This window comes from Enterobacter cloacae complex sp. IR5412 (assembly GCF_049237385.1).
Lineage (GTDB): Bacteria > Pseudomonadota > Gammaproteobacteria > Enterobacterales > Enterobacteriaceae > Enterobacter > Enterobacter intestinihominis.
The window spans coordinates 20929-47851 of record NZ_JBMKHQ010000021.1; the positions used below are offsets into that span (position 1 = coordinate 20929).

Sequence of the window (26923 nt, forward strand, 5' to 3'; positions counted from 1 at the left end):
TGGGGGTAGCTTTTGCTGAAGTATCGCCTGATTTCCGCTTTTGTATTAATACCCGTCGTTATCGCAGCGCTGTTTTTACTGCCTCCGGTGGGATTCGCTATTGTTACGTTGGTGGTGTGTATGCTCGCCGCGTGGGAATGGGGGCAGCTTAGCGGCTTTACCTCGCGCACTCAGCGGGTATGGCTGGCGGTACTCTGTGGTTTTTTACTGGCCCTGATGCTGTATACCTTGCCTGAATATCATCACGATGTTCACCAGCCGCTGGTTGCCGGATCCTTATGGATATCGCTGGCCTGGTGGATTGCTGCGCTTGTTTTAGTGCTTTTCTACCCGGGCTCTGCGGCGATCTGGCGTAACTCTAAAGTGTTGCGCCTTATTTTTGGTCTGCTCACGATTGTTCCGTTCTTCTGGGGTATGGTTGCGCTGCGCGCCTGGCACTATGACGAAAACCACTACAGCGGCGCAATATGGCTGCTTTATGTGATGATTCTCGTCTGGGGGGCTGACTCCGGAGCCTATATGTTTGGTAAACTGTTTGGCAAACATAAACTGGCGCCAAAGGTTTCTCCGGGCAAAACCTGGCAAGGCTTCATCGGCGGCCTGTTTACGGCAGCGATTATCTCCTGGGGCTATGGCGTCTGGGCGAATCTTGAGGTTGCCCCCTCCACGCTGCTGATATGTTCGATTTTCGCGGCGCTGGCATCGGTACTGGGTGATTTAACCGAGAGCATGTTTAAGCGTGAAGCAGGGATTAAGGACAGTGGTCACCTGATTCCAGGACATGGCGGAATACTGGATCGCATTGACAGCCTTACCGCGGCTGTTCCCGTATTTGCTTGCCTGCTTTTACTGGTGTTTGGGACGATATAACGGAAGGTTTTATGCTGAGCATTCTCTGGAATCTGGCGGCGTTCATTGTTGCATTGGGTGTACTGATTACCGTGCATGAATTTGGCCATTTCTGGGTTGCCCGGCGCTGTGGTGTGCGGGTAGAGCGATTCTCGATTGGCTTTGGCAAATCGCTCTGGAAGCGCACCGATAAGCATGGCACCGAGTTTGTCATTGCTCTGATACCCCTGGGCGGCTATGTCAAAATGCTCGACGAACGCGTTGAGCCTGTCGCCCCGGAACTTCGACATAGCGCGTTCAACAATAAAACTGTTGGCCAACGTGCTGCCATCATCGCTGCCGGACCGGTAGCCAATTTCATCTTCGCTATCTTCGCCTACTGGCTGGTGTTTATTATCGGCGTGCCTGGCGTACGCCCGGTTGTGGGTGAAATCACCACGGGTTCCATTGCGGCAACGGCGCAAATTACACCGGGAATGGAACTTAAAGCGATTGATGGTATCGAAACCCCTGATTGGGATGCCGTGAGGTTACAACTGGTTGCGAAAATCGGTGATGAGCAGACAACCGTCAGCGTATCGCCTTTTGGTTCCGACCAGCGGCAGGAAAAAGTGCTGGATTTACGCCACTGGCGCTTTGAGCCAGACAAAGAGGATCCAGTCGCTACATTGGGGATTCGCCCGCGCAGCGCGCAGATCGAGCCGGTGTTAGCCGAAGTACAGTCTAATTCGGCAGCGAGTAAAGCAGGTTTACAAGCGGGTGACAGGATCGTTAAAGTCGATGGTCAGCCATTAACACAATGGATGACCTTTGTTACTCTGGTGCGCGATAATCCAGGCAAGCCGCTCGCGCTGGAAGTGGAAAGGCAGGGGAGTTCGCTCTCACTGACCCTCACCCCGGATACCAAATCGGGCGGCGGTAAGGCGGAAGGGTTTGCCGGCGTTGTGCCGAAAGTGATCCCACTGCCAGATGAGTACAAGACAATACGCCAGTATGGGCCGTTTAGCGCCATCGTTGAGGCCACGGATAAAACATGGCAGCTGATGAAGCTTACGGTCAACATGTTGGGGAAATTGATAACCGGTGATGTGAAACTGAACAACCTCAGTGGGCCAATTTCGATTGCTCAGGGGGCTGGGATGTCAGCGGAGTTCGGGGTGATTTACTATCTCATGTTCCTTGCGCTGATTAGCGTGAACCTGGGGATAATCAACCTGTTCCCGCTTCCCGTATTAGATGGGGGCCATCTGCTGTTTTTAGCGATTGAAAAGCTAAAAGGCGGACCGGTATCCGAGCGAGTTCAAGACTTTAGTTATCGCATTGGCTCGATTTTGCTGGTGCTGTTAATGGGGCTTGCACTTTTCAATGATTTCTCTCGGTTGTAAGAGAGTTAGTTAGGAAGAACGCATAATAACGATGGCGATGAAAAAGTTGCTCATAGCGTCGCTGCTGTTTAGCAGCGCGACCGTATACGGTGCTGACGGGTTCGTAGTGAAAGATATTCATTTCGAAGGCCTTCAGCGTGTCGCCGTTGGTGCGGCCCTCCTCAGTATGCCTGTGCGCCCCGGCGATACGGTTAATGATGAAGATATCAGTAACACCATCCGTGCTCTGTTTGCCACTGGCAACTTTGAGGACGTCCGCGTCCTGCGCGATGGTGATACGCTGGTGGTTCAGGTAAAAGAACGTCCAACGATTGCCAGCATCACTTTCTCCGGCAACAAGTCGGTGAAAGATGACATGCTCAAGCAGAACCTTGAGGCATCGGGGGTTCGTGTGGGGGAATCTCTGGACCGCACAACCCTTGCAGACATTGAAAAAGGTCTGGAAGATTTCTATTACAGCGTCGGTAAATACAGCGCGAGCGTTAAAGCGGTTGTTACACCGCTGCCACGTAACCGTGTTGACCTGAAACTGGTCTTCCAGGAAGGTGTTTCTGCGAAGATCCAGCAGATCAACATCGTGGGTAACCACGCGTTCAGCACCGACGAATTGATCTCCAACTTCCAGCTGCGTGACGAAGTGCCGTGGTGGAACGTGGTAGGCGATCGTAAATACCAGAAACAGAAACTGGCGGGTGACCTTGAAACCCTGCGCAGCTACTATCTGGATCGCGGTTACGCCCGTTTCAACATCGATTCAACTCAGGTGAGTCTGACTCCGGACAAGAAAGGTATCTACATTACCGTTAACATCACAGAAGGCGATAAATACACGCTTTCAGGTGTTGAAGTCAGCGGCAACCTGGCAGGACATTCTGCTGAAATTGAATCTCTGACCAAAATTCAGCCGGGCGATCTGTATAGCGGATCTAAAGTCACCAAAATGGAAGACAGCATTAAGAAGCTGCTCGGCCGTTATGGTTATGCGTATCCGCGTGTGCAAACGCAGCCGGAAATTAACGACGCGGATAAGACTGTTAAGCTTCACGTTAACGTTGATGCGGGCAACCGTTTCTACGTGCGTAAAATCCGCTTCGAAGGTAACGATACCTCTAAAGACTCCGTTCTGCGCCGTGAAATGCGCCAGATGGAAGGGGCATGGCTGGGAAGCGATCTGGTCGACCAGGGTAAAGAGCGTCTGAACCGTCTGGGCTACTTCGAAACGGTCGATACCGATACTCAGCGTGTACCAGGTCGTCCGGATCAGGTGGATGTTGTTTATAAAGTTAAAGAACGTAATACCGGTAGTTTCAACTTCGGTATTGGTTACGGTACTGAAAGTGGCGTGAGCTTCCAGGTCGGCGTTCAGCAGGATAACTGGCTGGGTACGGGTTACTCTGTCGGTATCAACGGGACGAAAAACGACTACCAGACCTACTCTGAGTTCTCCGTTACCAACCCATACTTCACCGTGGACGGTGTAAGCCTGGGTGGTCGTATCTTCTATAACGACTTTAAAGCGGACGACGCGGACCTCTCCTCGTATACCAACAAGAGTTACGGTCTGGATGGTACGCTCGGCTTCCCGGTTAACGAATACAACACCCTGCGTGCAGGTTTAGGGTACGTGCATAACGACCTGTCTAACATGCAACCGCAGGTGGCGATGTGGCGTTACCTGGACTCCATCGGTCAGTCTGCAAGTACGTCCAGCGATGACAACGGTTTCGCCGCGGATGACTTCACCTTCAACTACGGTTGGACCTACAACCGTCTTGACCGTGGCTACTTCCCGACGGAAGGTTCACGCGTTAACCTGAACGGTAAGGTGACGATCCCGGGCTCGGATAACGAGTTCTACAAGGTCACTCTGGATACGGCGTCCTACTTCCCAATTGATGACGACCACAAGTGGGTCGTACTGGGTCGTACCCGCTGGGGCTATGGTGACGGTATCGGAAGCAAAGAGCTGCCGTTCTATGAGAACTTCTACGCCGGTGGTTCAAGCACCGTTCGTGGCTTCCAGTCCAATAACATTGGTCCGAAAGCGGTTTACTACGGCGGTAATGACGAAGATAACTGCGCAAGCCGCGATTCAAAACAAGTCTGTAGCTCTGATGATGCGGTAGGCGGTAACGCCATGGCCGTGGCGAGCCTCGAGTTCATCACGCCGACGCCGTTTATCAGTGATAAGTACGCGAACTCTGTCCGTACCTCCTTCTTTATGGATGCAGGTACGGTGTGGGATACCAACTGGGAGAATACCGCCCAGATGCGTGCAGCGGGCGTTCCGGACTACAGCGATCCGGGCAACATTCGCATGTCCGCAGGTATCGCATTACAATGGATGTCACCGCTGGGGCCGTTGGTCTTCTCCTACGCCCAGCCGTTCAAGAAATACGATGGAGACAAAGCGGAGCAGTTCCAGTTTAACATTGGTAAAACCTGGTAATAATCCGCTGCAATGGAATGCGTTGGCAGTGTAGCGCTGACAACCGGCGATCGGTAAAACGGTCGCCTTGCCACGCAAAGAACGGCACCCCTCGGGTGCCAATGGGATGGTAAGGAGTTAATTGTGAAAAAGTGGTTATTAGCTGCAGGTCTCGGTTTAGCGATGGCAACTTCTGCTCAGGCAGCGGACAAAATTGCAATCGTCAACATGGGTAATTTGTTCCAGCAAGTTGCACAGAAAACGGGCGTTTCTGCAACGCTGGAAAACGAATTCAAAGGCCGTGCGAGCGAACTGCAACGTATGGAAGGTGATCTTCAGTCCAAGATGCAGCGTTTACAGCGTGATGGTTCTACCATGAAAGCGAGCGAGCGCAGCAAACTGGAAAAAGACGTCATGTCTCAGCGCCAGACCTTCTCTCAGAAAGCGCAGGCTTTCGAGCAGGATCGTCAGCGTCGTTCTAACGAAGAGCGTGGCAAGCTGGTGACGCGTATTCAGTCTGCCGTTAAAGCAGTAGCAGCCGATCAGAGCATCGATCTGGTTGTTGATGCGAACGCCGTTGCATTCAACAGCAGCGATGTTAAAGACATCACCGCTGATGTTCTGAAACAGGTTAAATAAGTAATGCCTTCAATTCGACTGGCTGATTTAGCTCAGCAGTTGGATGCAGAATTACACGGTGATGGCGATATCGTCATCACCGCTGTTGCGTCCATGCAATCTGCTAAAGCAGGCACTATTACCTTCATGGTAAGCCCTAAGTACCGTGAACACCTGGCTCAGTGCCAGGCGTCTGCCGTTGTTCTGACGCAGGACGATCTTCCGTTTGCCACTAACGCTGCACTGGTAGTGAAAAATCCCTACCTGACCTATGCACGTATCGCCCAAATTCTTGATACCACGCCGCAGCCGGCGCAGAACATTGCAGCCAGCGCTGCGATTGATCCAACGGCTCAGCTGGGTAACAACGTGGCAGTCGGCGCAAACGCCGTTATCGAATCCGGCGTTGTGCTGGGTGATAACGTGGTGATTGGGCCAGGCTGCTTTGTTGGAAAAAATACGAAAATTGGCGCAGGGACTCGTCTTTGGGCCAATGTTTCTGTCTACCATGAGGTTGAGATTGGCGAGAATTGCCTCGTACAGTCCAGCACGGTGATTGGTTCTGACGGATTCGGTTACGCCAACGATCGGGGTAACTGGGTTAAGATCCCGCAGCTGGGTCGCGTGATTATCGGCGATCGCGTTGAGATCGGCGCTTGCACAACCATTGACCGTGGTGCACTTGACGACACCATTATTGGTAACGGTGTTATCATAGACAACCAGTGCCAGATTGCACATAACGTTGTGATTGGCGACAATACCGCAGTTGCGGGTGGTGTTATCATGGCAGGCAGCCTGAAAATAGGCCGTTACTGCATGATAGGCGGTGCCAGCGTGATCAATGGCCATATGGAAATATGCGACAAAGTCACGGTGACGGGGATGGGTATGGTGATGCGTCCCATCACTGAGCCCGGCGTTTATTCCTCCGGTATCCCGCTGCAACCGAACAAGGTATGGCGTAAAACAGCTGCACTGGTGATGAATATTGATGATATGAGCAAGCGACTCAAAGCGATTGAGCGCAAAATCGATCAACAAGACTAAGCGTTCATCCGTTTAACGCTAAATTTCCCGGCCTGTCGGCTTTGTTTATAAACCGGCAGGCCGTGTTATTATTGCTACTTAGTACATTTGACAGGAAGAGTATTTTGACTACTGACACTCATACTCTGCATATTGAAGAGATTTTAGAACTTCTGCCGCACCGCTACCCGTTTTTACTGGTAGACCGTGTGCTGGATTTTGAAGAAGGTCGTTTTCTGCGCGCAGTGAAAAATGTCTCCGTTAACGAGCCATTCTTCCAGGGGCACTTCCCTGGTAAACCTATCTTCCCGGGTGTGTTGATCCTGGAAGCGATGGCACAGGCTACCGGTATTCTGGCGTTTAAAAGCGTAGGTAAACTGGAGCCGGGTGAACTCTATTACTTCGCGGGTATCGATGAGGCGCGCTTCAAGCGTCCGGTCGTGCCTGGTGATCAAATGATCATGGAAGTCACTTTTGAAAAAACGCGTCGCGGCCTGACTCGCTTCAAAGGCGTAGCTATGGTTGACGGCAAAGTTGTTTGCGAAGCGACAATGATGTGTGCGCGTAGCCGGGAGGCCTGATACGTGATTGATAAATCCGCCTTTATTCATCCTACCACCATTGTGGAAACGGGTGCCATCATTGGCGCAAACGTCCACATTGGCCCGTTTTGTATTGTTGGACCCCATGTCGAAATTGGTGAGGGTACAGTACTGAAATCTCACGTTGTCGTGAATGGTCATACCACCATTGGCTGCAACAATGAGATCTATCAGTTCGCCTCCATCGGCGAAGTTAACCAGGATCTTAAGTATGCTGGCGAACCGACCCGCGTGGAAATCGGCGATCGTAACCGCATTCGCGAAAGCGTCACCATTCATCGTGGTACAACGCAAGGCGGTGGATTGACGAAGGTGGGCAGCGACAACCTGTTTATGGTTAATGCGCATATTGCGCACGACTGTACCGTGGGTAGCCGCTGTATTCTCGCCAACAACGCAACGCTGGCGGGGCACGTATCGGTCGATGATTTCGCAATTATTGGCGGCATGACCGCAGTCCATCAGTTCTGCATCATCGGTGCACACGTGATGGTTGGCGGGTGCTCCGGTGTGGCGCAGGACGTCCCACCGTTTGTGATTGCGCAGGGCAACCATGCCACGCCGTTTGGCGTGAACATTGAAGGCCTTAAGCGTCGTGGCTTTAGCCGCGAAGCGATTACCGCGATCCGCAACGCGTACAAATTGCTGTACCGTAGCGGTAAAACGCTGGAAGAGGCGAAGCCGGAAATTGCCGAGCTGGCGAATAAGCACCCTGAAGTGAAAACGTTCATGGAATTCTTTGAACGTTCAACCCGTGGTCTGATTCGTTAATGGTCGACAGTCGTCCGCTTACTATCGCCCTGGTCGCCGGAGAAACCTCCGGCGATATTCTTGGTGCAGGTCTTATCCGCGCGCTTAAAGCCCGTGTACCCAATGCCCGCTTTGTGGGCGTGGCTGGGCCGCTGATGCAGGCCGAAGGCTGTGAAGCCTGGTATGAAATGGAAGAGCTGGCTGTGATGGGCATCGTCGAGGTGCTGGGCCGCCTGCGTCGCCTGCTGCATATTCGCGCCGATCTTACCCGCCGCTTTACCGACCTCAAGCCCGATGTCTTTGTCGGCATTGATGCACCTGATTTCAATATTACCCTTGAAGGGAACCTGAAAAAGCAGGGGATCAAAACTATCCATTACGTCAGCCCGTCCGTGTGGGCGTGGCGACAGAAACGCGTTTTCAAAATCGGACGGTCCACCAATCTGGTGCTGGCTTTTCTGCCTTTCGAAAAAGCGTTTTACGACAGGTTTAATGTCCCGTGCCGTTTTATCGGTCATACCATGGCGGATGCCATGCCGCTGGACCCTGATAAAAATGCGGCGCGTGACGAACTGGGCATCCCGCATGATGTGCACTGTCTGGCGCTGCTGCCAGGGAGCCGGGGTGCGGAAGTTGAAATGCTCAGTGCCGATTTCCTGAAAACGGCGCAAATTCTCCGCAAGACGTACCCAGACCTTGAAGTGGTCGTGCCGCTGGTGAATGCCAAACGCCGCGAGCAGTTTGAGCGTATCAAAGCCGAGGTTGCCCCGGATCTTCACGTCCGCCTGCTGGACGGGAAAGGGCGGCAAGCCATGTTTGCGAGCGATGCCGCACTGCTGGCTTCCGGCACGGCTGCGCTGGAGTGTATGCTGGCAAAATGCCCAATGGTGGTCGGTTATCGCATGAAACCGTTTACCTTCTGGCTGGCAAAACGTCTGGTAAAAACAGACTACGTATCCCTGCCAAACCTGCTTGCAGGTCGCGAGCTGGTGAAAGAACTCTTGCAGGATGAATGCCAGCCGCATGCACTGGCTGATGCATTACTGCCGCTGCTGGCCAACGGTAAAACCAGCCACCAGATGCATGATACTTTCCGTGAACTGCATCAACTGATCCGCTGTAATGCTGATGAGCAGGCGGCCGATGCGGTGCTGGAGTTAGCACAATGATGGAATTTATTTATCCCCATACCCACCTCGTTGCCGGTGTGGATGAAGTCGGTCGTGGTCCGTTAGTGGGTGCCGTTGTGACCGCGGCGGTGATCCTCGATCCAGCCCGCCCGATCCCTGGCCTGAACGACTCGAAAAAACTGAGCGAAAAGCGCCGCCTGGCGCTGTTCGATGAAATTAAAGAGAAGGCGCTGGCCTGGAGTCTCGGGCGCGCAGAGCCGGATGAGATCGACGATCTGAACATTCTGCACGCCACCATGCTGGCGATGCAGCGTGCCGTTGCTGGCCTGAAGATTGTGCCTGAGTATGTGCTGATCGACGGTAACCGTTGCCCGGCGTTGCCGATGCCTTCAATGGCTGTTGTTAAAGGCGATAGCCGCGTCGCAGAAATCAGTGCGGCGTCAATCATTGCCAAAGTGACGCGCGATGCCGAAATGGCCGCGCTGGACCTCACTTATCCCGCGTATGGTTTCGCCCAGCACAAGGGATATCCAACGGCTTTCCATCTGGAAAAGCTGGCTGAACATGGCGCAACTGAACATCATCGGCGCAGCTTTGGCCCGGTGAAACGCGCGCTGGGACTGGTGTCCTGAATCAAGACGCAAGCAATTAAGTAACGCGGGATCTGAAGATGGCTGAACCACGTTTCGTACACCTGCGGGTGCATAGCGACTACTCCATGATCGATGGGCTGGCAAAGACCGGGCCGCTGGTAAAGAAGGCGGCCTCGCTTGGCATGCCTGCGCTGGCGATCACCGATTTTACCAACCTGTGTGGCCTGGTGAAGTTCTACGGAACGGCGCATGGAGCAGGATTAAAGCCCATCGTCGGCGCGGATTTCCACGTGCAGAGCGACCTGCTCGGCGATGAGATGACGCAAATTTCCGTGTTAGCCATGAATAACACGGGCTATCAGAACCTCACTCTGCTGATCTCAAAAGCCTACCAGCGCGGCTACAGCGCGCTGGGTCCATGGATTGACCGCGACTGGCTGGCGGAGCTGAACGAAGGTCTGCTGCTGATCTCCGGTGGCCGTATGGGTGATGTCGGCAAATGTCTGCTACGCGGGAACAACGTGCTGGTGGATCAGTGCGTCTCGTTCTACGAAGAGTATTTCCCGGATCGCTATTACCTGGAGCTAATCCGTACCGGGCGTGCGGATGAAGAGAGCTATCTGCATGCGGCCGTCGCCCTGGCGGAAGCGCGTGGCCTGCCTGTGGTAGCCACCAACGATGTGCGCTTCCTTGAGCCGGGCGATTTTGACGCGCATGAAATTCGCGTCGCTATCCACGACGGCTTCACCCTCGACGATCCGAAACGTCCTCGCAACTACTCATCGCAGCAGTACATGCGCAGCGAAGAGGAAATGTGTGAGCTCTTCTCCGACATCCCGGAAGCGCTGGAAAACAGCGTAGAGATTGCCAAGCGCTGCAACGTCACCGTGCGTCTCGGCGAATATTTCCTGCCGCAGTTCCCGACGGGCGACATGACCACGGAAGATTTCCTGGTCATGAAATCGAAAGAGGGCCTTGAAGAGCGTCTGGAATTCCTCTTCCCGGATGAAGCGGTCCGTAAAGAGAAGCGTCCTGAATATGACGAGCGTCTGGATATTGAACTCCAGGTGATCAACCAGATGGGGTTCCCTGGCTACTTCCTGATCGTAATGGAGTTCATCCAGTGGTCGAAGGATAACGGCGTACCGGTTGGCCCGGGCCGTGGTTCAGGTGCCGGCTCGCTGGTGGCGTACGCATTGAAAATCACCGACCTCGATCCGCTGGAATTCGACCTGCTGTTCGAACGTTTCCTCAACCCGGAACGTGTCTCCATGCCCGACTTTGACGTCGACTTCTGCATGGAAAAACGCGACCAGGTGATTGAGCACGTGGCCGATATGTACGGTCGTGATGCGGTTTCACAGATCATTACCTTCGGTACGATGGCGGCGAAAGCGGTTATCCGCGACGTGGGCCGCGTTCTGGGCCACCCCTACGGTTTTGTCGATCGAATCTCTAAGCTGGTGCCGCCCGATCCGGGCATGACCCTGGCGAAAGCCTTTGAAGCTGAACCTCAGCTGCCGGAAATCTACGAAGCCGACGAAGAGGTGAAAGCGCTGATCGACATGGCGCGCAAGCTGGAGGGCGTCACGCGTAACGCCGGTAAGCATGCGGGGGGCGTGGTTATCGCCCCGACCAAAATCACTGACTTCGCGCCGCTGTACTGCGATGAAGCGGGCCAGCATCCGGTCACCCAGTTCGACAAGAACGACGTTGAATACGCCGGGCTTGTGAAGTTCGACTTCCTTGGTTTGCGTACGCTGACCATCATCAACTGGGCGCTGGAGATGATCAACGCCCGCCGTGAGAAGAACGGCGAGCCGCCGCTGGATATTGCGGCTATCCCGCTTGATGACAAGAAAAGTTTCGACATGCTGCAACGCTCCGAGACGACAGCCGTCTTCCAGCTTGAATCCCGCGGCATGAAAGATTTGATTAAGCGTCTGCAACCAGACTGCTTCGAAGATATGATCGCGCTGGTGGCCCTGTTCCGTCCGGGCCCGTTGCAGTCGGGGATGGTAGATAACTTTATCGACCGTAAGCACGGGCGCGAAGAGATTTCCTATCCGGATGTGCAGTGGCAGCATGAAAGCCTGAAGCCGGTACTGGAGCCAACCTACGGCATCATCCTGTATCAGGAACAGGTCATGCAGATCGCCCAGGTGCTTTCTGGTTACACCCTTGGCGGCGCAGATATGTTGCGTCGTGCGATGGGTAAGAAAAAGCCGGAAGAGATGGCCAAGCAGCGTTCCATCTTTGAAGATGGGGCGAAGAAAAACGGCGTCGATGGCGAACTGGCGATGAAAATCTTCGACCTGGTGGAAAAATTCGCCGGGTACGGATTTAACAAATCCCACTCCGCCGCCTATGCTTTGGTTTCGTATCAGACGCTGTGGCTGAAGGCTCACTATCCCGCTGAGTTTATGGCGGCGGTAATGACCGCCGATATGGACAACACCGAAAAGGTGGTTGGCCTGGTGGACGAGTGCTGGCGCATGGGGCTGAAGATCCTGCCGCCGGATATTAACTCGGGCCTGTACCATTTCCACGTCAACGATGACGGGGAAATCGTCTATGGGATCGGCGCGATCAAGGGCGTGGGTGAGGGGCCGATCGAGGCGATCATCGAAGCGCGTAACAACGGCGGCTATTTCCGCGAGCTGTTCGACCTGTGCGCCCGCACCGATACCAAAAAACTGAACCGGCGCGTGCTGGAAAAACTGATCATGTCCGGTGCGTTTGACCGGCTGGGGCCACACCGCGCCGCGCTGATGAACTCGCTCGGCGATGCGCTGAAAGCGGCCGATCAGCATGCTAAAGCGGAAGCCATTGGTCAGGCGGATATGTTCGGTGTGCTGGCGGAAGAGCCAGAGCAGATCGAGCAGTCCTATTCCAACTGCCAGCCGTGGCCAGAACAGGTGGTGCTGGATGGGGAGCGTGAGACGTTAGGCCTGTACCTGACGGGACACCCGATCAACCAATATCTGAAAGAAATTGAGCGCTATGTCGGCGGCCACAGGCTTAAAGACATGCATCCGACAGAACGTGGTAAAATCACCACGGCTGCGGGGCTCGTGATTGCTGCAAGGGTAATGGTCACCAAGCGCGGCAATCGTATCGGCATCTGTACCCTGGATGACCGTTCCGGGCGTCTGGAGGTGATGTTGTTCACCGACGCGCTGGATAAATACCAGCAATTGCTGGAAAAAGACCGCATACTTATCGTCAGCGGACAGGTCAGCTTTGATGACTTCAGCGGGGGGCTTAAAATGACCGCCCGCGAAGTGATGGACATTGACGAAGCCCGGGAAAAATATGCTCGCGGGCTTGCTATCTCGCTGACGGACAGGCAAATTGATGACCAGCTTTTAAACCGACTCCGTCAGTCTCTGGAACCCCACCGCTCGGGGACCATTCCAGTACATCTCTACTATCAGAGGGCGGATGCACGTGCGCGGTTGCGCTTTGGTGCAACGTGGCGTGTCTCTCCGAGCGATCGTTTACTGAACGATCTCCGTGGCCTCATTGGTTCGGAGCAGGTGGAACTGGAGTTTGACTAATACAGGAATACTATGAGTCTGAATTTCCTTGATTTCGAACAGCCGATTGCAGAGCTGGAAGCGAAAATCGATTCTCTGACAGCCGTAAGCCGTCAGGATGAAAAACTGGATATTAACATCGACGAAGAAGTGCATCGTCTGCGTGAAAAAAGCGTAGAACTGACGCGCAAAATCTTTGCCGATCTCGGCGCATGGCAGATCGCCCAGCTGGCGCGTCATCCACAGCGTCCGTACACCCTGGATTATGTCCGCCTGGCGTTTGACGAATTTGACGAACTGGCAGGCGACCGCGCATACGCTGACGATAAAGCTATCGTCGGCGGTATCGCGCGTCTGGATGGACGTCCGGTGATGATCATTGGTCACCAGAAAGGCCGTGAAACCAAAGAGAAGATCCGTCGTAACTTCGGTATGCCAGCACCAGAAGGCTACCGTAAGGCCCTGCGTCTGATGGAGATGGCTGAGCGTTTCAATATGCCAATCATCACCTTCATCGACACACCGGGTGCTTACCCGGGTGTTGGCGCAGAAGAGCGCGGTCAGTCTGAAGCCATCGCACGCAACTTGCGTGAGATGTCTCGCCTGAAAGTGCCGGTCATCTGTACCGTTATCGGTGAAGGTGGTTCCGGCGGTGCGCTGGCAATTGGCGTGGGCGATAAAGTGAATATGCTGCAGTACAGCACCTATTCCGTTATCTCTCCGGAAGGCTGTGCCTCCATTCTGTGGAAAAGTGCCGATAAAGCGCCGCTGGCTGCGGAAGCGATGGGCATCATTGCTCCACGTCTGAAAGAGCTGAAGCTGATCGACACCGTTATCCCTGAACCGCTGGGTGGCGCGCACCGTAAGCCGGAAGTGATGGCTGCTTCCCTGAAAGCGCAGCTGCTGGCAGATCTGGCGGATCTGGACGTGCTGAGCACAGAAGATCTGCTCAACCGTCGTTATCAGCGCCTGATGACCTACGGTTACGCGTAAGCCTCACAATTATCCTAAAAGCCGCACATTGTTGCGGCTTTTTTTATACCTGCCGTTTACCTTAACTATGCTTATCTGATGTTTTTCAAGGAGGTAAACCATGAACATCATTGCCATCATGGGGCCACACGGCGTCTTTTATAAAGACGAACCCATCAAGGAGCTGGAGCAAGCCCTTAAAGCACGCGGATATCAGCTAATCTGGCCGCAAAACAGCGCCGACCTGCTGAAATTCATCGAACACAATCCGCGCATCTGTGGCGTGATATTCGACTGGGACGAATACGACATGGAGTTGTGCAGCGAGATCAATAAGCTCAACGAATATCTTCCGCTGTACGCCTTTATCAACACTCACTCGACCATGGACGTCAGCGCACACGATATGCGTATGGCGCTGTGGTTCTTCGAATACTCACTCGGCGTTGCCGAGGACATTGCGACCCGCATTCAGCAGTACACCGGTGAATACCTTGATAACATCACCCCGCCGTTTACGCGTGCGCTGTTCACCTATGTGAATGAAGGGAAGTACACCTTCTGTACGCCAGGCCACATGGCGGGAACGGCCTATCAAAAAAGCCCGGTAGGGTGCCTGTTCTACGATTTCTTTGGCGGCAATACGCTGAAGGCGGACGTGTCGATTTCAGTGACCGAGCTGGGCTCGCTGCTGGATCATACCGGCCCGCATCTGGAAGCCGAAGAGTACATCGCCCGGACCTTTGGTGCCGAGCAGAGCTACATGGTGACCAACGGAACCTCGACGTCGAACAAGATCGTCGGGATGTATGCCGCGCCTGCCGGTAGCACCCTGCTGATTGACCGGAACTGCCATAAATCACTGGCGCATTTGCTGATGATGAGTGACGTCGTGCCGCTCTGGCTGTCTCCCACGCGTAATGCGCTGGGGATCCTCGGCGGCATTCCTCGCCGTGAGTTCGCGCATGAAGCCATTGAAAATAAGATCGCGGCGATCCCCGAGGCAAGCTGGCCTGTGCATGCGGTGATCACCAACTCCACCTATGACGGGCTGCTTTACAACACGAACTGGATCAAGCAGACGCTGGACGTGCCGTCGATTCACTTTGACTCCGCGTGGGTGCCTTACACCAATTTCCACCCGATTTACTCGGGTAAAAGTGGGATGAGCGGCGAGCGGGTGCCGGGCAAGGTGTTCTTCGAGACGCAGTCGACGCACAAAATGCTGGCCGCGTTTTCCCAGGCGTCTCTCATTCACATCAAGGGCGAATACGACGAGGACACCTTCAACGAAGCCTTCATGATGCACACGACCACGTCGCCCAGCTACCCGCTGGTGGCGTCCATCGAAACGGCGGCGGCGATGCTGCGCGGCAATCCCGGGAAACGCCTTATTAATCGTTCGGTGGAGCGGGCGCTGCATTTCCGAAAAGAGGTTCAGCGACTTAAAGATGAAGCGGACGGCTGGTTCTTTGATATCTGGCAGCCGGAAGAGATTGATGAAGCAGAATGCTGGCCCGTCGCGCCGGGGGAGAGCTGGCACGGTTTTCGGGATGCTGATGCAGACCACATGTTCCTCGATCCGGTTAAGGTGACGATCCTGACGCCGGGTATGGATGAGCAGGGTGTGATGGGTGAGGAAGGGATCCCGGCTGCGCTGGTGGCGAAGTTCCTTGATGAACGCGGCGTGGTGGTGGAGAAAACCGGCCCCTATAATTTGCTGTTCCTGTTCAGTATCGGGATCGATAAAACCCGCGCGATGGGGCTGCTGCGCGGACTGATGGAGTTTAAGCGCGCATACGATCTTAACCTGCGGGTGAAGAATATGCTGCCGGATCTCTACGCGGAAGATCCTGACTTCTACCGCAATATGCGTATTCAGGATCTGGCCCAGGGGATCCACAGGCTGATCCGCCAGCACGATCTGCCGCGCCTGATGCTGCAGGCATTTGATGTTCTGCCTGAAATGAAGCTGACGCCGCACAGGGCGTGGCAGCGCCAGGTGAAAGGGGAGGTTGAAACCATTGAGCTGGAGAACCTGGTCGGGCGGGTATCAGCCAACATGATCCTGCCTTATCCGCCGGGCGTACCGCTGCTGATGCCGGGCGAGATGATCACCGAGGAGAGCCGGGCGGTGCTCGATTTCCTGCTGATGCTCTGTTCGATAGGGCGCCACTATCCGGGCTTTGAGACGGATATTCACGGTGCGAAACGCGATGATAACGGCGTGTACTGGGTGAGAGTCCTAAAATAAAAGGGGCCGCTTGCCAGGGGCGGGTTGTCGGTTGTAACGTTCAGGGCACCATAAAAAGGAGAAACTATGCTGGGTTTAAAAGCTGTTCATCATATTGCGATCATTGCCACCGATTACGCGAAAAGTAAGGCCTTTTACTGCGACATTCTCGGCTTTACGCTGTTGAGCGAGGCCTACCGCGAGGAGCGCGATTCCTGGAAAGGCGATCTGGCGTTAAACGGACAATATGTGATTGAACTGTTCTCTTTTCCTTTCCCGCCAGCGCGTCCTTCGCGCCCGGAAGCCTGCGGCCTGCGCCACCTGGCCTTCAGCGTCGATAACCTGGACAGCGCGGTAAAGCATCTGGAAGCCCACGGCGTGGCCTGTGAAGCAATTCGCATCGATCCCTTCACCGATAAACGTTTCACTTTTTTCAACGATCCGGACGGTCTGCCGCTGGAGCTTTATCAGCAGTAATCGCCGTCATGTGTGATAATGCCCGTTCAGTTCGGGCATTTTTTATGTGTAATTTCCTATGACCTTACCCGCTATCGCGCACGCCGTTTCACCCTACCGCCAGCTGCTGGTGGGGTTCAGCGGTGGCCTGGATTCCACCGTTTTGCTGCACCGTCTTAAGCTCTGGCGCGACCGTGAGCCTGACGTCCAGCTGCGGGCGATGCATATCCATCACGGCTTAAGCCCCCATGCCGACGACTGGGTGGCGCACTGCGAAGCGGTGTGCTCAGGGTGGGCGATCCCGCTAATCGTTGAACGCGTCACGCTTGAGGATGAAGGGCTGGGTATTGAGGCGCAGGCGCGCAAAGCCCGCTACGCCGCGTTTTCCGGCGCGTTACAGCCTGGAGAAGCGTTGGTCACCGCGCAGCATCTGGACGACCAGTGCGAGACGTTTTTACTGGCGCTCAAGCGGGGCAGCGGGCCTGCGGGTTTATCCGCCATGCCTGAGCGTGCTGGTTTTGCTGAAACAGAGCTCATCCGCCCGCTACTGGGTGAGACGCGCGCATCACTGGAAGCCTGGGCGCAGCAACATCATCTGCGCTGGATTGAAGACGAAAGCAATCAGGACGACAGTTACGACCGTAACTTCCTGCGCCTGCGCGTCTTACCGCTGCTGAGTGAGCGCTGGGCCCATTTTTCCGAAGCGGTGGCCAGAAGTGCCATGCTTTGTGCTGAACAGGAAAGCTTGCTGGATGAGTTGCTGAGCGGGGAGCTGAATACGCTGACTACCGCTGACGGTGCCCTGAACATTGCGCCGTTGAAAGTGATGAACCCCGTGCGTCGGGCTGCTCTGATTCGTCGCTGGCTGGCTTCCCACCGTGCGGTTATGCCGTCCCGGGCGATGCTCAACCGTATCTGGGAAGAAGTTGCACAGGCGCGGGAAGATGCCGCACCGTGTATACGCCTGAATGGTTATGACGTCAGGCGCTATAAAGAGCAACTCTGGTGGGTGAAATCTGTGCCGTCGCTGGCTGACGTTGTGCTTGACTGGCCGTCGCCGGAAAAAGCATTAACGCTACCGTTGAATGCCGGTGTCGTTGCGTTAAGCCATTCGGGCAATGTGCGTCTACCTGAGCCGGACGAGAACGTCACCATACGCTTCAGGGCCAGCGGCATGCTGCATATCGTTGGGCGTAACGGCGGGCGTAAACTGAAGAAAATCTGGCAGGAACAGAACGTTCCGCCCTGGCGACGTGATACCACGCCGCTTCTGTTTTACGGCGACACGCTCATCGCGGCGGCAGGTGTGTTTATTACCCAGGAAGGGTGGGCTGAAGCGGGTGTCAATTTTGAATGGAAAGCGTAACGGGCAGCCTGGCTGCCCGTTGGTTATCAGGATTCGCTCACCACGACGGTGCCGATTTCCGGATGGCTGAAACTGGCAATTTTGTCGAGGCGTAGCTCACGCGTTGCACCTGCATCTTCCACAACCAGGTATTCCACATTTTTACGGGAAACCAGATCGCTGGCCTTTGCCTTTAGCACTTCGCCATCTTTTAGCTCCAGCGTCAGTATTAAATGATGCTGGCAGGCGAGTTCGAGGTTGTCATAGTCATCACAATTGATGGGTTGATAGATATCATTCATCGACATAATCGCTCACCAGTAAATTCGCCGCAGCATACGCTGCTTTTTCCCTGACCGATTCAGAAAGGCTCTCATCAGAGGCCACTTCATTCAGCACGTTCAATACACAGCCCAACGCATCCGGGATGTACCCCAGATCTCCGCTGGCAATTTCCGCATACCGTCTGCGAATCAACTCACAATAATTATTCACATCACCTCCTGCCAGCGTACTGACTTACTGTGAGATATCATTAAGCCTACGAAGTTAAACTCGGTTTAGCAAGGTGACTATACCATACTCATTTAAGCAATATCAGCGCCTTGATAACGGGGTGCCACCACCTCGTAACAGCCTTTTGCTGCGGTTTTCGCTACAATGTACGCCTGATTCGAAAGGAGTTCTCTCATGGCGCTGAAAGCGACAATTTATAAAGCTGTGGTCAATGTGGCGGATCTTGACCGTAACCAGTTTCTGGATGCGTCATTGACGCTGGCGCGTCACCCTTCTGAAACCCAGGAGCGCATGATGCTGCGCCTGCTGGCGTGGATTAAGTATGCCGACGAGCGTCTGCAATTTACCCGTGGTTTAAGCGCGGAAGATGAACCGGAAGCCTGGCTGCGCAACGATCATCTGGGTATCGATTTATGGATTGAGCTTGGCCTGCCGGATGAACGCCGGATCAAAAAGGCGTGCACCCAGTCAGCTGAAGTGGCGTTGTTTGCCTATAACCAGCGCGCGGCGGAGATCTGGTGGCAGCAAAACAAAAATAAATGTGCGCAGTTCAAAAATCTTACCGTCTGGTATCTGGATGATGAACAACTGGCACAGCTGAGCGCATTCGCCAGCCGGACAATGGCGCTTCAGGCAACGATTCAGGACGGCGCCATCTGGCTTTCCGATTCTCAGAATAATCTGGAAATTCATCTCACGGCCTGGCAGCCCGTATCATGATTGAGTTGTCCCGAAACGTCAGCATCCCTGATCACGAGCTGGAGATCACCGCCATCCGTGCTCAGGGCGCAGGGGGGCAGCACGTTAACAAGGCCTCAACGGCTATCCATTTGCGCTTTGACATCCGGGCCTCCAGCCTGCCAGAGTATTATAAAGAAAGCCTGCTCGCCGCCAGCCATCATCTGATCACCAGTGAAGGTGTGATTGTGATTAAAGCGCAGGAATATCGCAGCCAGGAAATGAACCGGGAAGCGGCACTTTCCAGACTGGCGGCGGTCATAAAAGAGCTGACGGCTGTACAAAAAAGTCGCCGGGCAACACGTCCAACGCGGGCATCGAAAGAACGTCGGTTGTCATCGAAGGCGCAGAAATCCACCGTAAAGTCACTGCGTGGCAAAGTCCGTCATCCGTAATGTGACGAAAGGGACACACTTTTTCATAAGGAATGTATTGTGAAAAAAGCATTATTATCAGCGCTGGCCGTGACAAGCCTGTTCGCGCTTTTTGGCTGTAACAACCGTTCAGAAACACAGGTACTACAGCCAACGCAAAACGAAGAATTGAAGCCGATGCAGCAGAGCTGGCGCGGCGTATTGCCATGTGCAGATTGTGAAGGCATCGAAACCTCTCTGTTCCTGCAAAAAGATGGCACCTGGGTGATGAACCAGCGCTATCAGGGGGCGAAAGAGCCGTCTTCTTTTGCAACATACGGAACATGGGCGCGTACGGCTGAAAAGCTGGTATTGACTGATACCACGGGCGATAAAACGTATTTCCGCGCCAAAGGCGAGGGGATGGAGATGCTCGATCGCGAAGGCAATCCGATTGAATCCCAGTTCAACTACACGCTGGCCCCGGTAAAAGCGACCCTGCCTGCAACCCCAATGGCGATGCGAGGGATGTATTTCTACATGGCGGATGCGGCGATCTTCACGGACTGTGCGACCGGGAAGAAAGTCAGCGTGGCGAACAATGCCCAGCTGGAGCGTGACTATGCCGTCGCGCGCGGTAACGACAGCAAACCAGTGTTGCTGACGGTTGAAGGGCATTTTACGCTGGAGCCAAACCCCGATAGCGGTGAGCTGGTGAAAACGCTGGTGGCAGATAAAGACGCGAAGTTTGCTGCGGGTAAAGACTGCGAAAGCAAATAAGTTATAGCCATTAAAAAACCCCGCACTGGCGGGGTTTTTTTGTTTCTTAGCCTTTGATGGCTTTCACCAGGTAATCAAGAATGTCGCCCGTCTTGATCATCTGTTTTTCGCCGTTGCGACGGTACTTGTATTCAATCTCGTCGCTGTCGAGGTTACGGTCGCCGATGACGATGGTGTGTGGAATACCGATCAGTTCCATATCAGCAAACATCACGCCAGGACGCTCTTTACGGTCATCCATCAGCACGTCGATACCTTTCGCGCTCAGCTCAGCGTAGAGTTTCTCTGCCAGCTCCTGCACGCGGTAAGACTTGTGCATGTTCATTGGCAGGATCGCCACCTGGAACGGCGCGATGTTATCCGGCCAGACGATTCCGCGTTCGTCATAGTTCTGCTCGATAGCGGCCGCAACAACGCGCGTTACCCCAATGCCGTAGCAGCCCATGGTCAGAACCTGGTTACGACCATCTTCGCCCTGAACGGCAGCGTTCATTGCGCGCGAGTACTTATCGCCCAGCTGGAAGATGTGGCCTACTTCGATACCGCGTTTAATCATCAGGGTACCCTTGCCGTCCGGGCTTGGATCGCCTGCGACCACGTTACGGATGTCAGCCACTTCCGGCGTCGCCACGTCACGATCCCAGTTGATGCCGAAGTAGTGTTTACCGTCGATGTTTGCCCCTGCAGCGAAGTCGCTCATCGCCGCAACGGTGCGGTCAATCACTACAGGAATAGGCATATTCACCGGACCCAGAGAACCTGGGCCTGCGTTCACCACGGCGCGGATTTCGGCTTCCGTCGCGAAGGTCAGCGGGCTGGCAACCTGCGGCAGCTTCTCGGCTTTCACTTCGTTCAGCTCGTGATCGCCACGGACCAGCAGGGCTACCAGCGGGTAAGCGCTGCCTTCAGCCGATTTCACCAGCAGGGTTTTCACGGTTTTTTCGATCGGCAGATTAAACTGTTCAACCAGCTCGGCGATGGTTTTCGCGTTTGGCGTATCAACCAGCGTCATCTCTTGCGTTGCCGCGCCGCGTGGTTCTTTTGGTGCCAGCGCTTCTGCGAACTCAATGTTGGCGGCGTAATCAGAGGAGTCAGAGAAAATTACATCGTCTTCGCCGCTCTGCGCCAGAACCTGGAATTCATGAGAGGCGCTACCGCCGATTGAACCGGTATCAGCCTGTACAGCACGGAAATCCAGCCCCATGCGGGAGAAGATTTTGCTGTAGGCCACGTACATTTTGTCGTAGGTCTCTTGCAGTGATTCCTGAGAAGTATGGAAAGAGTAGGCATCTTTCATCAGGAATTCGCGAGAGCGCATAACGCCAAAGCGTGGGCGCACTTCGTCACGGAACTTGGTTTGGATCTGGAAGAAGTTCAGCGGCAGCTGTTTGTAAGAGCTCAGCTCGTTACGGATCAGATCGGTGATCACTTCTTCATGCGTTGGGCCGAGGACGAATGGACGATCGCCACGATCGGCAATACGCAGCAGTTCAGGACCGTACTGCTCCCAGCGACCGCTCTCCTGCCACAGTTCAGAAGGCTGAACGACCGGCATTAACACCTCGATAGCACCGGCGTTGTTCATCTCTTCACGCACGATGTTTTCGACTTTTTTCAGGACGCGCACGCCGGTCGGCAGCCAGGTGTATAACCCGGAGGCCAGCTTGCGGATCATCCCGGCGCGCAGCATCAGCTGGTGGCTGATCACCTCGGCGTCGGCAGGTGTCTCCTTCAGAGTGGAGAGCAGATATTGGCTAGTACGCATGTTGTTACGGTTCCATTTCGACGATTGGAACAGGCTGAAACACCAGCCTGACACAAAAAAAGTGGTTTAGTTTACCAGTGTGGCAAAGATGCCAAAAGAGAGGAGAACAAAATTACCTGGGTTCCAGGGCAAACACTTCAAAACCTGCATCAGTTACGCGCCAGCGCACGTTAAAGTCCAGCAGCCAGACGGCGTACGTTTTTCCTGCGTCTTCCTCTTTGCGGTAGGCGGGACGAGGGTCCTGCGCCAGGACTTCGACGATAAAGTCACGCAGACGAGGATAGCGCTTTTCCAGCTGGCTGATTTGCGTCGTTATTTCAGATGTGAAGTAAACCGGCATCTCTGCCTGTGGGGCGTCCTGAGCATAGCTTGCACGGGCATCCGGCAGCGCTTCGGCGAAGGGCAGGTAAGGTTTAATATCGATGACCGGCGTGCCATCAACCAGGTCAAGGCTACCTATCTCCAGGATCACCCGATCTTTCTGACAGCGTATCCCTTTCAGTTCGACCAGCGACATCCCGACTGGATTCGGTCGGAACGTTGAGCGGGTGGCAAAAACTCCCATTCTGGCATTTCCGCCCAGACGAGGAGGACGCACGGTAGGACGCCAGCCGCCTTCCATGGTCTGGTGAAACACAAACACCACCCATAAATGGCTGAATGCCTCAAGCCCGCGCACTGCATCGGCCTGATTATACGGCGCGACAAGATGCAGCTCGCCGCCGCCGTTAAGGACCAGTCCCGGCTGACGCGGCACGGCGAACTTTTCTTTATAAGGGGAGCGGATCACGCCTATCGGCTCGAACTGAAATGAACTCATTTCGCCGTGATGTTAAGCGCAGAACCGATACATACCGCCTGACGGTAGCAGCCCGGCGTACCACTGGTGACCTCGCAACTGTGCAGCAGCACCGCGTTGGCTTTCATTTTCGACGCGTTGATTTGCATACGCTTGCGGGCTGTTGGGATATTTGGAGGGGAGTCCTGATTCGTTGCCTGGCAGGATTCGCCGCTCACTTCGCCCAGTTCACGGAATGGCTTACCGACCAGCTCGTCGGCTTTGGTAATAATACGTACCGGCGCAGCGCGAGGCGCTTTCGGTTTTGCTGGCTCCGCTTTTGGCGGGGTTGCAGTGCTTTGAACGGGTTCAACAGGAGATCTGCTTAGCATAGAACAGCCGCTCAGCATCAGTGCTAAAAGACAGATCGGTAAAGCACGCATAATAGTTCCTCAGTGGATAATCAAAACGTCAGATATTGAAGCAGTTGACCGCACAAATGACAAGACGGGCAAATGCCCGTCTTGATGATATTACACTGAGGTGAGATTACCAGCCTTTAACCGCGCCGCCGTTAAACACCTTATTGGCTTCCTGGTAAACTTCTTCAGACTGATATGCCTGCAGGAATTTCTTCACGTTTTCCGCGTCCTTGTTGTCTTCGCGAGTCACGATCAGGTTGACGTACGGGGAATCTTTGTCTTCAACAAAGATGCCATCTTTCGCAGGGGTCAAACCGATCTGGCTGGCGTAAGTGGTGTTGATAACGGCCAGCGCGATCTGTGCATCGTCCAGAGAACGTGGCAGCTGAGGGGCTTCCAGCTCAACAATTTTCAGATTTTTCGGGTTTTCGGTCACGTCCAGAACGGTCGGCAACAGGCCAACACCTTCTTTCAGTTTAATCAGGCCCACTTTCTGGAGCAGAAGCAGCGAACGGCCAAGGTTGGTTGGGTCGTTAGGGACGGCAACCTGTGAACCCGGCTGGAGTTCATCCAGAGATTTAATTTTCTTGGAATAACCGGCAATCGGGTAAACGAAGGTGTTACCGACAGCAACCAGCTTGTAGCCGCGATCTTTGATCTGTTGATCCAGGTACGGTTTATGCTGGAAGGCGTTAGCGTCAATGTCGCCTTTGCTCAGCGCTTCGTTCGGCAGAACGTAATCGTTGAAGGTCACCAGCTCAACGTCCAGGCCATATTTTTCTTTCGCGATTTTCTGCGCGGCCTCAGCAACCTGCTGCTCTGCACCGACGATAACGCCTACTTTGATGTGGTTCGGATCTTTTTCGTCCTGACCGCAACCCACCAGTGCCAGCGAACCAATCAGTGCGCCTACTGCTGCAAAGGTCTTAAATTTAAACGCCATGTTATATCCTTAACTCGTCGAGTTTGTGTTGTTTGTAACGTTATTTATGCGTAACAGCCCGGACGATACGATCGCCAGAGAATTGGATTAAGTAAACCAGCACAACCAGCAATACCAGAACGGTATTCATTACGGTAGCGTTATAGCCAATATAGCCGTACTGATATCCAATCTGGCCTAAACCGCCAGCACCCACGGCGCCGCCCATCGCGGAATAACCGACCAGGGTGATAAGCGTGATGGTTGCTGCATTCACCAGCCCAGGCAGCGCCTCAGGCAGCAGAACTTTGCGAACGATCTGCATTGGCGTCGCACCCATAGCGCGGGAAGCTTCAATCAGGCCTGTTGGGATTTCCAGCAGGGCGTTTTCCACCATACGGGCGATAAACGGCGCGGCGCCTACGGTTAGCGGGACAATTGCCGCCTGCAAACCAATCGACGTCCCGACAATAACGCGTGTAAAGGGAATCATCCACACCAGCAGGATAATAAACGGTATAGAACGGAAAATGTTCACCAGCGCAGAGAGCGTGCGATACAGCTTCGCGTTTTCAATAATTTGACCCGGGCGCGTGACGTACAGCAGTACGCCGACCGGCAGCCCAATCACAAAACCAAAAAAGCCCGATACGAAGGTCATTGCCAGCGTTTCCCAAACGCCGCGAACCAGTAGCCACATCATCGGCTCAGACATAACCCAGCACCTCTACTTTTACGTGATGTTCTTGCAGCCAGGCAATTGCCGCCTGGGTTTCTTCCTGTGTGCCGTGCATTTCCGTCAGCATAATGCCGAACTTCACGCCACCGGCGTAGTCCATCTGCGCGCTAATAATGTTGTTATTCACGTTAAAGCGACGCGCGGTTTCGGACAGCAGCGGTGCGTCAACGGACTGGCCCGTGAACTCCATGCGCAGCATCGGGACGCTGTCAGGCGTTGCGTCTGTTTTTAAACGTTCCAGATAATCTTCCGGAATATCCAGATGCAGTGTGGACTGAATGAACTGCTGAGCCAGAGGCGTTTTCGGGTGCGAGAAGACTTCGCTGACCGTGTCCTGCTCAATCAGCTCACCGTTGCTGATGACGGCGACGCAGTCACAGATACGCTTCACCACGTCCATTTCGTGCGTGATAAGGAGGATAGTCAGGCCCAGACGACGGTTAATGTCTTTCAGCAGTTCCAGGATAGAACGCGTGGTGGCCGGATCTAACGCGCTGGTGGCTTCATCACACAGCAGCACTTTTGGGTTGCTTGCCAGCGCGCGAGCGATTGCTACACGCTGCTTTTGCCCGCCTGAGAGGTTGGCCGGGTAGCTGTCATGTTTATCACCCAGCCCAACCAGATCCAGCAGTTCGGTGACGCGTCGGGTAACCTCTTCTTTTGGTGTGTTATCCAGCTCCAGCGGCAACGCCACGTTTCCAAAAACCGTGCGTGAGGCCAGCAGGTTAAAGTGCTGGAAAATCATGCCAATCTGGCGACGCGCTTTGGTGAGTTCTTTTTCTGAGAGAGCGGTAAGCTCCTGGCCGCCAACTTCTACGCTGCCCTGGGTCGGGCGCTCAAGCAGGTTAACACACCGGATCAGCGTACTTTTACCCGCACCCGATGCGCCAATGACGCCATAAATCTGACCAGCAGGCACATGCAGGCTGACGTTGTTCAGCGCCTGAATGGTTCGGTTCCCCTGCTGGAACACTTTGGTGATATTGGAAAGTTTAATCATTAGATTATTTTTATCGTATGTAAGTTAGCCGTGGCATTTTCTTCTGCCAGATACGGGGAATGACCGTAAACAAAATGGATGTTAAGGCATCCAGACGTCTAAATCAATCCACCTCTGTGCGATGAGCACTTTATTGCGCTGCGATTCATGAGATACTAGCTGAACAAGCCTTTTTCAGGAGCAAACCGGTGGCAAAATCTGTACCCGCAATTTTTCTCGATCGTGACGGCACAATTAATGTGGATCACGGTTACGTCCATGAGATTGATGAGTTCGAATTTATTGAGGGCGTAATAGATGCCATGCGCCAGCTGAAAGAGATGGGCTATGCGCTGGTGGTGGTAACTAATCAGTCCGGTATCGCCCGGGGTAAATTCACCGAAGCGCAGTTCGAGACGCTGACGGAATGGATGGACTGGTCTCTGGCCGATCGTGGCGTCGATCTTGATGGCATCTATTATTGTCCGCATCATCCACAGGGAACAGTAGAAGCGTATCGTCAGACATGTGATTGCCGTAAGCCACACCCGGGCATGTTTATCTCTGCACAGGAATTCCTGCACATTGATATGGCCGCGTCTTTTATGGTGGGCGATAAACTGGAGGATATGCAGGCAGCGGCGGCGGCAGGTGTGGGAACCAAAGTATTAGTGCGGACCGGTAAACCAGTCACCCCAGAAGCAGAAAATGCAGCTGACTGGGTGATAACTAGTCTGGCAGATCTGCCAAAAGAGATTAAAAAGCACCAAAAATAGACGTTTTGGTGAAAAGGTGAGCGGTTGAAATAAAAATGCATTTTTCCGCTTGTCATTCCTCGGCGGCTCCCTATAATGCGCCTCCATCGACACGGCGGATGTGAATCACTTCACAGACTACCCGGTCGGTTGAAGAGAAAAAATCCTGAAATAACGGGTTGACTCTGAAAGAGGAAAGCGTAATATACGCCACCTCGCGACAGAGCGCTGAAGCGCGTCGCAACTG

Annotated in this window: 26 protein-coding genes; 18 read left to right on the forward strand and 8 right to left on the reverse strand. The window is 54.1% G+C overall.

Annotation, left to right across the window (positions count from 1 at the left end; genetic code table 11):
- Positions 1-12: 12 nt before the first annotated feature.
- From cdsA to tilS, 14 genes are all read left to right on the forward strand, one after another.
- Positions 13-870, forward strand: coding sequence for a phosphatidate cytidylyltransferase (cdsA, locus tag ACOTX2_RS23475; RefSeq protein ID WP_023299368.1), 858 nt, complete (start codon positions 13-15; stop codon positions 868-870).
- Positions 871-881: 11 nt separating this feature from the next.
- Positions 882-2234: a sigma E protease regulator RseP gene (gene rseP / locus ACOTX2_RS23480; RefSeq protein ID WP_022647108.1), complete on the forward strand. Its 1353-nt coding sequence runs from the start codon at positions 882-884 to the stop codon at positions 2232-2234.
- Positions 2235-2265: 31 nt separating this feature from the next.
- Positions 2266-4683, forward strand: a complete 2418-nt coding sequence (gene bamA / locus ACOTX2_RS23485) for an outer membrane protein assembly factor BamA (RefSeq protein WP_022647109.1) — start codon at positions 2266-2268, stop codon at positions 4681-4683.
- A gap of 123 nt (positions 4684-4806) precedes the next feature.
- Complete coding sequence (gene skp / locus ACOTX2_RS23490) at positions 4807-5301, forward strand: molecular chaperone Skp (protein WP_006810039.1); 495 nt, start codon at positions 4807-4809, stop codon at positions 5299-5301.
- Positions 5302-5304: 3 nt separating this feature from the next.
- Positions 5305-6330, forward strand: coding sequence for a UDP-3-O-(3-hydroxymyristoyl)glucosamine N-acyltransferase (gene lpxD / locus ACOTX2_RS23495; RefSeq protein WP_063148457.1), 1026 nt, complete (start codon positions 5305-5307; stop codon positions 6328-6330).
- A 104-nt stretch (positions 6331-6434) separates the two neighbouring features.
- The gene (gene fabZ, locus ACOTX2_RS23500) at positions 6435-6890 is read left to right on the forward strand and encodes a 3-hydroxyacyl-ACP dehydratase FabZ (protein ID WP_003856165.1); all 456 of its coding nucleotides are present in this window, start codon (positions 6435-6437) and stop codon (positions 6888-6890) included.
- A gap of 3 nt (positions 6891-6893) precedes the next feature.
- Complete coding sequence (gene lpxA / locus ACOTX2_RS23505; RefSeq protein ID WP_045333698.1) at positions 6894-7682, forward strand: acyl-ACP--UDP-N-acetylglucosamine O-acyltransferase; 789 nt, start codon at positions 6894-6896, stop codon at positions 7680-7682.
- Positions 7682-8830 carry a lipid-A-disaccharide synthase gene (lpxB, locus tag ACOTX2_RS23510; protein ID WP_063148458.1) on the forward strand — a complete coding sequence of 383 codons (1149 nt, stop codon included), beginning with the start codon at positions 7682-7684 and terminating at the stop codon, positions 8828-8830. The genes lpxA and lpxB overlap by 1 nt, the downstream gene beginning before the upstream one ends.
- Positions 8827-9423 carry a ribonuclease HII gene (rnhB, locus tag ACOTX2_RS23515; RefSeq protein WP_022647112.1) on the forward strand — a complete coding sequence of 199 codons (597 nt, stop codon included), beginning with the start codon at positions 8827-8829 and terminating at the stop codon, positions 9421-9423. Before lpxB ends, rnhB begins: the two co-directional genes overlap by 4 nt.
- 38 nt (positions 9424-9461) lie before the next feature.
- Positions 9462-12944: a DNA polymerase III subunit alpha gene (gene dnaE, locus ACOTX2_RS23520; RefSeq protein WP_063148459.1), complete on the forward strand. Its 3483-nt coding sequence runs from the start codon at positions 9462-9464 to the stop codon at positions 12942-12944.
- A 12-nt stretch (positions 12945-12956) separates the two neighbouring features.
- Positions 12957-13916 (forward strand): acetyl-CoA carboxylase carboxyl transferase subunit alpha, encoded by a 960-nt coding sequence (accA, locus tag ACOTX2_RS23525; protein WP_003856154.1) that lies wholly within the window; start codon positions 12957-12959, stop codon positions 13914-13916.
- A 100-nt stretch (positions 13917-14016) separates the two neighbouring features.
- The gene (locus ACOTX2_RS23530; RefSeq protein WP_058677790.1) at positions 14017-16149 is read left to right on the forward strand and encodes a lysine decarboxylase LdcC; all 2133 of its coding nucleotides are present in this window, start codon (positions 14017-14019) and stop codon (positions 16147-16149) included.
- A 66-nt stretch (positions 16150-16215) separates the two neighbouring features.
- The gene (locus tag ACOTX2_RS23535) at positions 16216-16605 is read left to right on the forward strand and encodes a VOC family protein (protein ID WP_022647115.1); all 390 of its coding nucleotides are present in this window, start codon (positions 16216-16218) and stop codon (positions 16603-16605) included.
- A gap of 58 nt (positions 16606-16663) precedes the next feature.
- On the forward strand, positions 16664-17950 hold the full coding sequence (gene tilS, locus ACOTX2_RS23540) for a tRNA lysidine(34) synthetase TilS (RefSeq protein WP_063148460.1): 1287 nt from the start codon (positions 16664-16666) through the stop codon (positions 17948-17950).
- A 26-nt stretch (positions 17951-17976) separates the two neighbouring features.
- Here tilS and rof read toward each other — a convergent pair whose 3' ends face one another.
- Together rof and ACOTX2_RS23550 are read right to left on the reverse strand one after the other, a co-directional pair.
- The gene (rof, locus tag ACOTX2_RS23545; protein WP_023305471.1) at positions 17977-18237 is read right to left on the reverse strand and encodes a Rho-binding antiterminator; all 261 of its coding nucleotides are present in this window, start codon (positions 18235-18237) and stop codon (positions 17977-17979) included.
- A complete protein-coding gene (locus ACOTX2_RS23550; RefSeq protein WP_003856146.1) occupies positions 18224-18424 on the reverse strand; it encodes a YaeP family protein in 201 nt (66 codons plus the stop codon). The genes rof and ACOTX2_RS23550 overlap by 14 nt, the downstream gene beginning before the upstream one ends.
- A gap of 195 nt (positions 18425-18619) precedes the next feature.
- On the opposite strand from ACOTX2_RS23550, the gene ACOTX2_RS23555 reads away from it, so the two are divergent.
- From ACOTX2_RS23555 to nlpE, 3 genes are read left to right on the forward strand one after another with little or no spacing between them, the layout of a single operon-like run.
- Positions 18620-19165, forward strand: a complete 546-nt coding sequence (locus ACOTX2_RS23555) for a YaeQ family protein (protein WP_022647118.1) — start codon at positions 18620-18622, stop codon at positions 19163-19165.
- Positions 19162-19578, forward strand: coding sequence for an alternative ribosome rescue aminoacyl-tRNA hydrolase ArfB (gene arfB, locus ACOTX2_RS23560; RefSeq protein WP_022647119.1), 417 nt, complete (start codon positions 19162-19164; stop codon positions 19576-19578). The genes ACOTX2_RS23555 and arfB overlap by 4 nt, the downstream gene beginning before the upstream one ends.
- A 39-nt stretch (positions 19579-19617) precedes the next feature.
- On the forward strand, positions 19618-20316 hold the full coding sequence (gene nlpE / locus ACOTX2_RS23565) for an envelope stress response activation lipoprotein NlpE (RefSeq protein WP_006810026.1): 699 nt from the start codon (positions 19618-19620) through the stop codon (positions 20314-20316).
- 46 nt (positions 20317-20362) lie between these two features.
- Here the strand turns inward: nlpE and proS are convergent, their stop codons facing one another.
- The 6 genes from proS to metN form a co-directional block, all read right to left on the reverse strand.
- Positions 20363-22081 (reverse strand): proline--tRNA ligase, encoded by a 1719-nt coding sequence (gene proS, locus ACOTX2_RS23570; protein WP_063148461.1) that lies wholly within the window; start codon positions 22079-22081, stop codon positions 20363-20365.
- A gap of 112 nt (positions 22082-22193) precedes the next feature.
- Positions 22194-22901, reverse strand: coding sequence for a tRNA (N6-threonylcarbamoyladenosine(37)-N6)-methyltransferase TrmO (gene tsaA / locus ACOTX2_RS23575; RefSeq protein ID WP_063148462.1), 708 nt, complete (start codon positions 22899-22901; stop codon positions 22194-22196).
- A complete protein-coding gene (rcsF, locus tag ACOTX2_RS23580; RefSeq protein ID WP_003856133.1) occupies positions 22898-23302 on the reverse strand; it encodes an Rcs stress response system protein RcsF in 405 nt (134 codons plus the stop codon). Before rcsF ends, tsaA begins: the two co-directional genes overlap by 4 nt.
- Before the next feature lie 106 nt (positions 23303-23408).
- Positions 23409-24224, reverse strand: a complete 816-nt coding sequence (gene metQ, locus ACOTX2_RS23585) for a methionine ABC transporter substrate-binding lipoprotein MetQ (protein WP_006810023.1) — start codon at positions 24222-24224, stop codon at positions 23409-23411.
- A 40-nt stretch (positions 24225-24264) separates the two neighbouring features.
- Positions 24265-24918 carry a methionine ABC transporter permease MetI gene (locus ACOTX2_RS23590; RefSeq protein ID WP_003856130.1) on the reverse strand — a complete coding sequence of 218 codons (654 nt, stop codon included), beginning with the start codon at positions 24916-24918 and terminating at the stop codon, positions 24265-24267.
- Positions 24911-25942, reverse strand: coding sequence for a methionine ABC transporter ATP-binding protein MetN (gene metN, locus ACOTX2_RS23595; protein ID WP_006810022.1), 1032 nt, complete (start codon positions 25940-25942; stop codon positions 24911-24913). Before metN ends, ACOTX2_RS23590 begins: the two co-directional genes overlap by 8 nt.
- Positions 25943-26130: 188 nt before the next feature.
- On the opposite strand from metN, the gene gmhB reads away from it, so the two are divergent.
- Positions 26131-26697 (forward strand): D-glycero-beta-D-manno-heptose 1,7-bisphosphate 7-phosphatase, encoded by a 567-nt coding sequence (gmhB, locus tag ACOTX2_RS23600; RefSeq protein WP_022647122.1) that lies wholly within the window; start codon positions 26131-26133, stop codon positions 26695-26697.
- Positions 26698-26923 lie beyond the last annotated feature (226 nt).

Excerpts from the sequence above, each read along its gene's own strand:
- rseP (WP_022647108.1), top strand. The coding sequence starts at position 882 with ATGCTGAGCATTCTCTGGAATCTGGCGGCGTTCATTGTTGCATTGGGT.
- bamA (WP_022647109.1), top strand. The coding sequence starts at position 2,266 with ATGGCGATGAAAAAGTTGCTCATAGCGTCGCTGCTGTTTAGCAGCGCG.
- lpxD (WP_063148457.1), top strand. The coding sequence starts at position 5,305 with ATGCCTTCAATTCGACTGGCTGATTTAGCTCAGCAGTTGGATGCAGAA.
- lpxB (WP_063148458.1), top strand. The coding sequence starts at position 7,682 with ATGGTCGACAGTCGTCCGCTTACTATCGCCCTGGTCGCCGGAGAAACC.
- rnhB (WP_022647112.1), top strand. The coding sequence starts at position 8,827 with ATGATGGAATTTATTTATCCCCATACCCACCTCGTTGCCGGTGTGGAT.
- dnaE (WP_063148459.1), top strand. The coding sequence starts at position 9,462 with ATGGCTGAACCACGTTTCGTACACCTGCGGGTGCATAGCGACTACTCC.
- accA (WP_003856154.1), top strand. The coding sequence starts at position 12,957 with ATGAGTCTGAATTTCCTTGATTTCGAACAGCCGATTGCAGAGCTGGAA.
- ACOTX2_RS23530 (WP_058677790.1), top strand. The coding sequence starts at position 14,017 with ATGAACATCATTGCCATCATGGGGCCACACGGCGTCTTTTATAAAGAC.
- ACOTX2_RS23535 (WP_022647115.1), top strand. The coding sequence starts at position 16,216 with ATGCTGGGTTTAAAAGCTGTTCATCATATTGCGATCATTGCCACCGAT.
- tilS (WP_063148460.1), top strand. The coding sequence starts at position 16,664 with ATGACCTTACCCGCTATCGCGCACGCCGTTTCACCCTACCGCCAGCTG.
- rof (WP_023305471.1), bottom strand. The coding sequence starts at position 18,237 with ATGTCGATGAATGATATCTATCAACCCATCAATTGTGATGACTATGAC.
- ACOTX2_RS23555 (WP_022647118.1), top strand. The coding sequence starts at position 18,620 with ATGGCGCTGAAAGCGACAATTTATAAAGCTGTGGTCAATGTGGCGGAT.
- arfB (WP_022647119.1), top strand. The coding sequence starts at position 19,162 with ATGATTGAGTTGTCCCGAAACGTCAGCATCCCTGATCACGAGCTGGAG.
- proS (WP_063148461.1), bottom strand. The coding sequence starts at position 22,081 with ATGCGTACTAGCCAATATCTGCTCTCCACTCTGAAGGAGACACCTGCC.
- tsaA (WP_063148462.1), bottom strand. The coding sequence starts at position 22,901 with ATGAGTTCATTTCAGTTCGAGCCGATAGGCGTGATCCGCTCCCCTTAT.
- rcsF (WP_003856133.1), bottom strand. The coding sequence starts at position 23,302 with ATGCGTGCTTTACCGATCTGTCTTTTAGCACTGATGCTGAGCGGCTGT.
- metQ (WP_006810023.1), bottom strand. The coding sequence starts at position 24,224 with ATGGCGTTTAAATTTAAGACCTTTGCAGCAGTAGGCGCACTGATTGGT.
- ACOTX2_RS23590 (WP_003856130.1), bottom strand. The coding sequence starts at position 24,918 with ATGTCTGAGCCGATGATGTGGCTACTGGTTCGCGGCGTTTGGGAAACG.
- metN (WP_006810022.1), bottom strand. The coding sequence starts at position 25,942 with ATGATTAAACTTTCCAATATCACCAAAGTGTTCCAGCAGGGGAACCGA.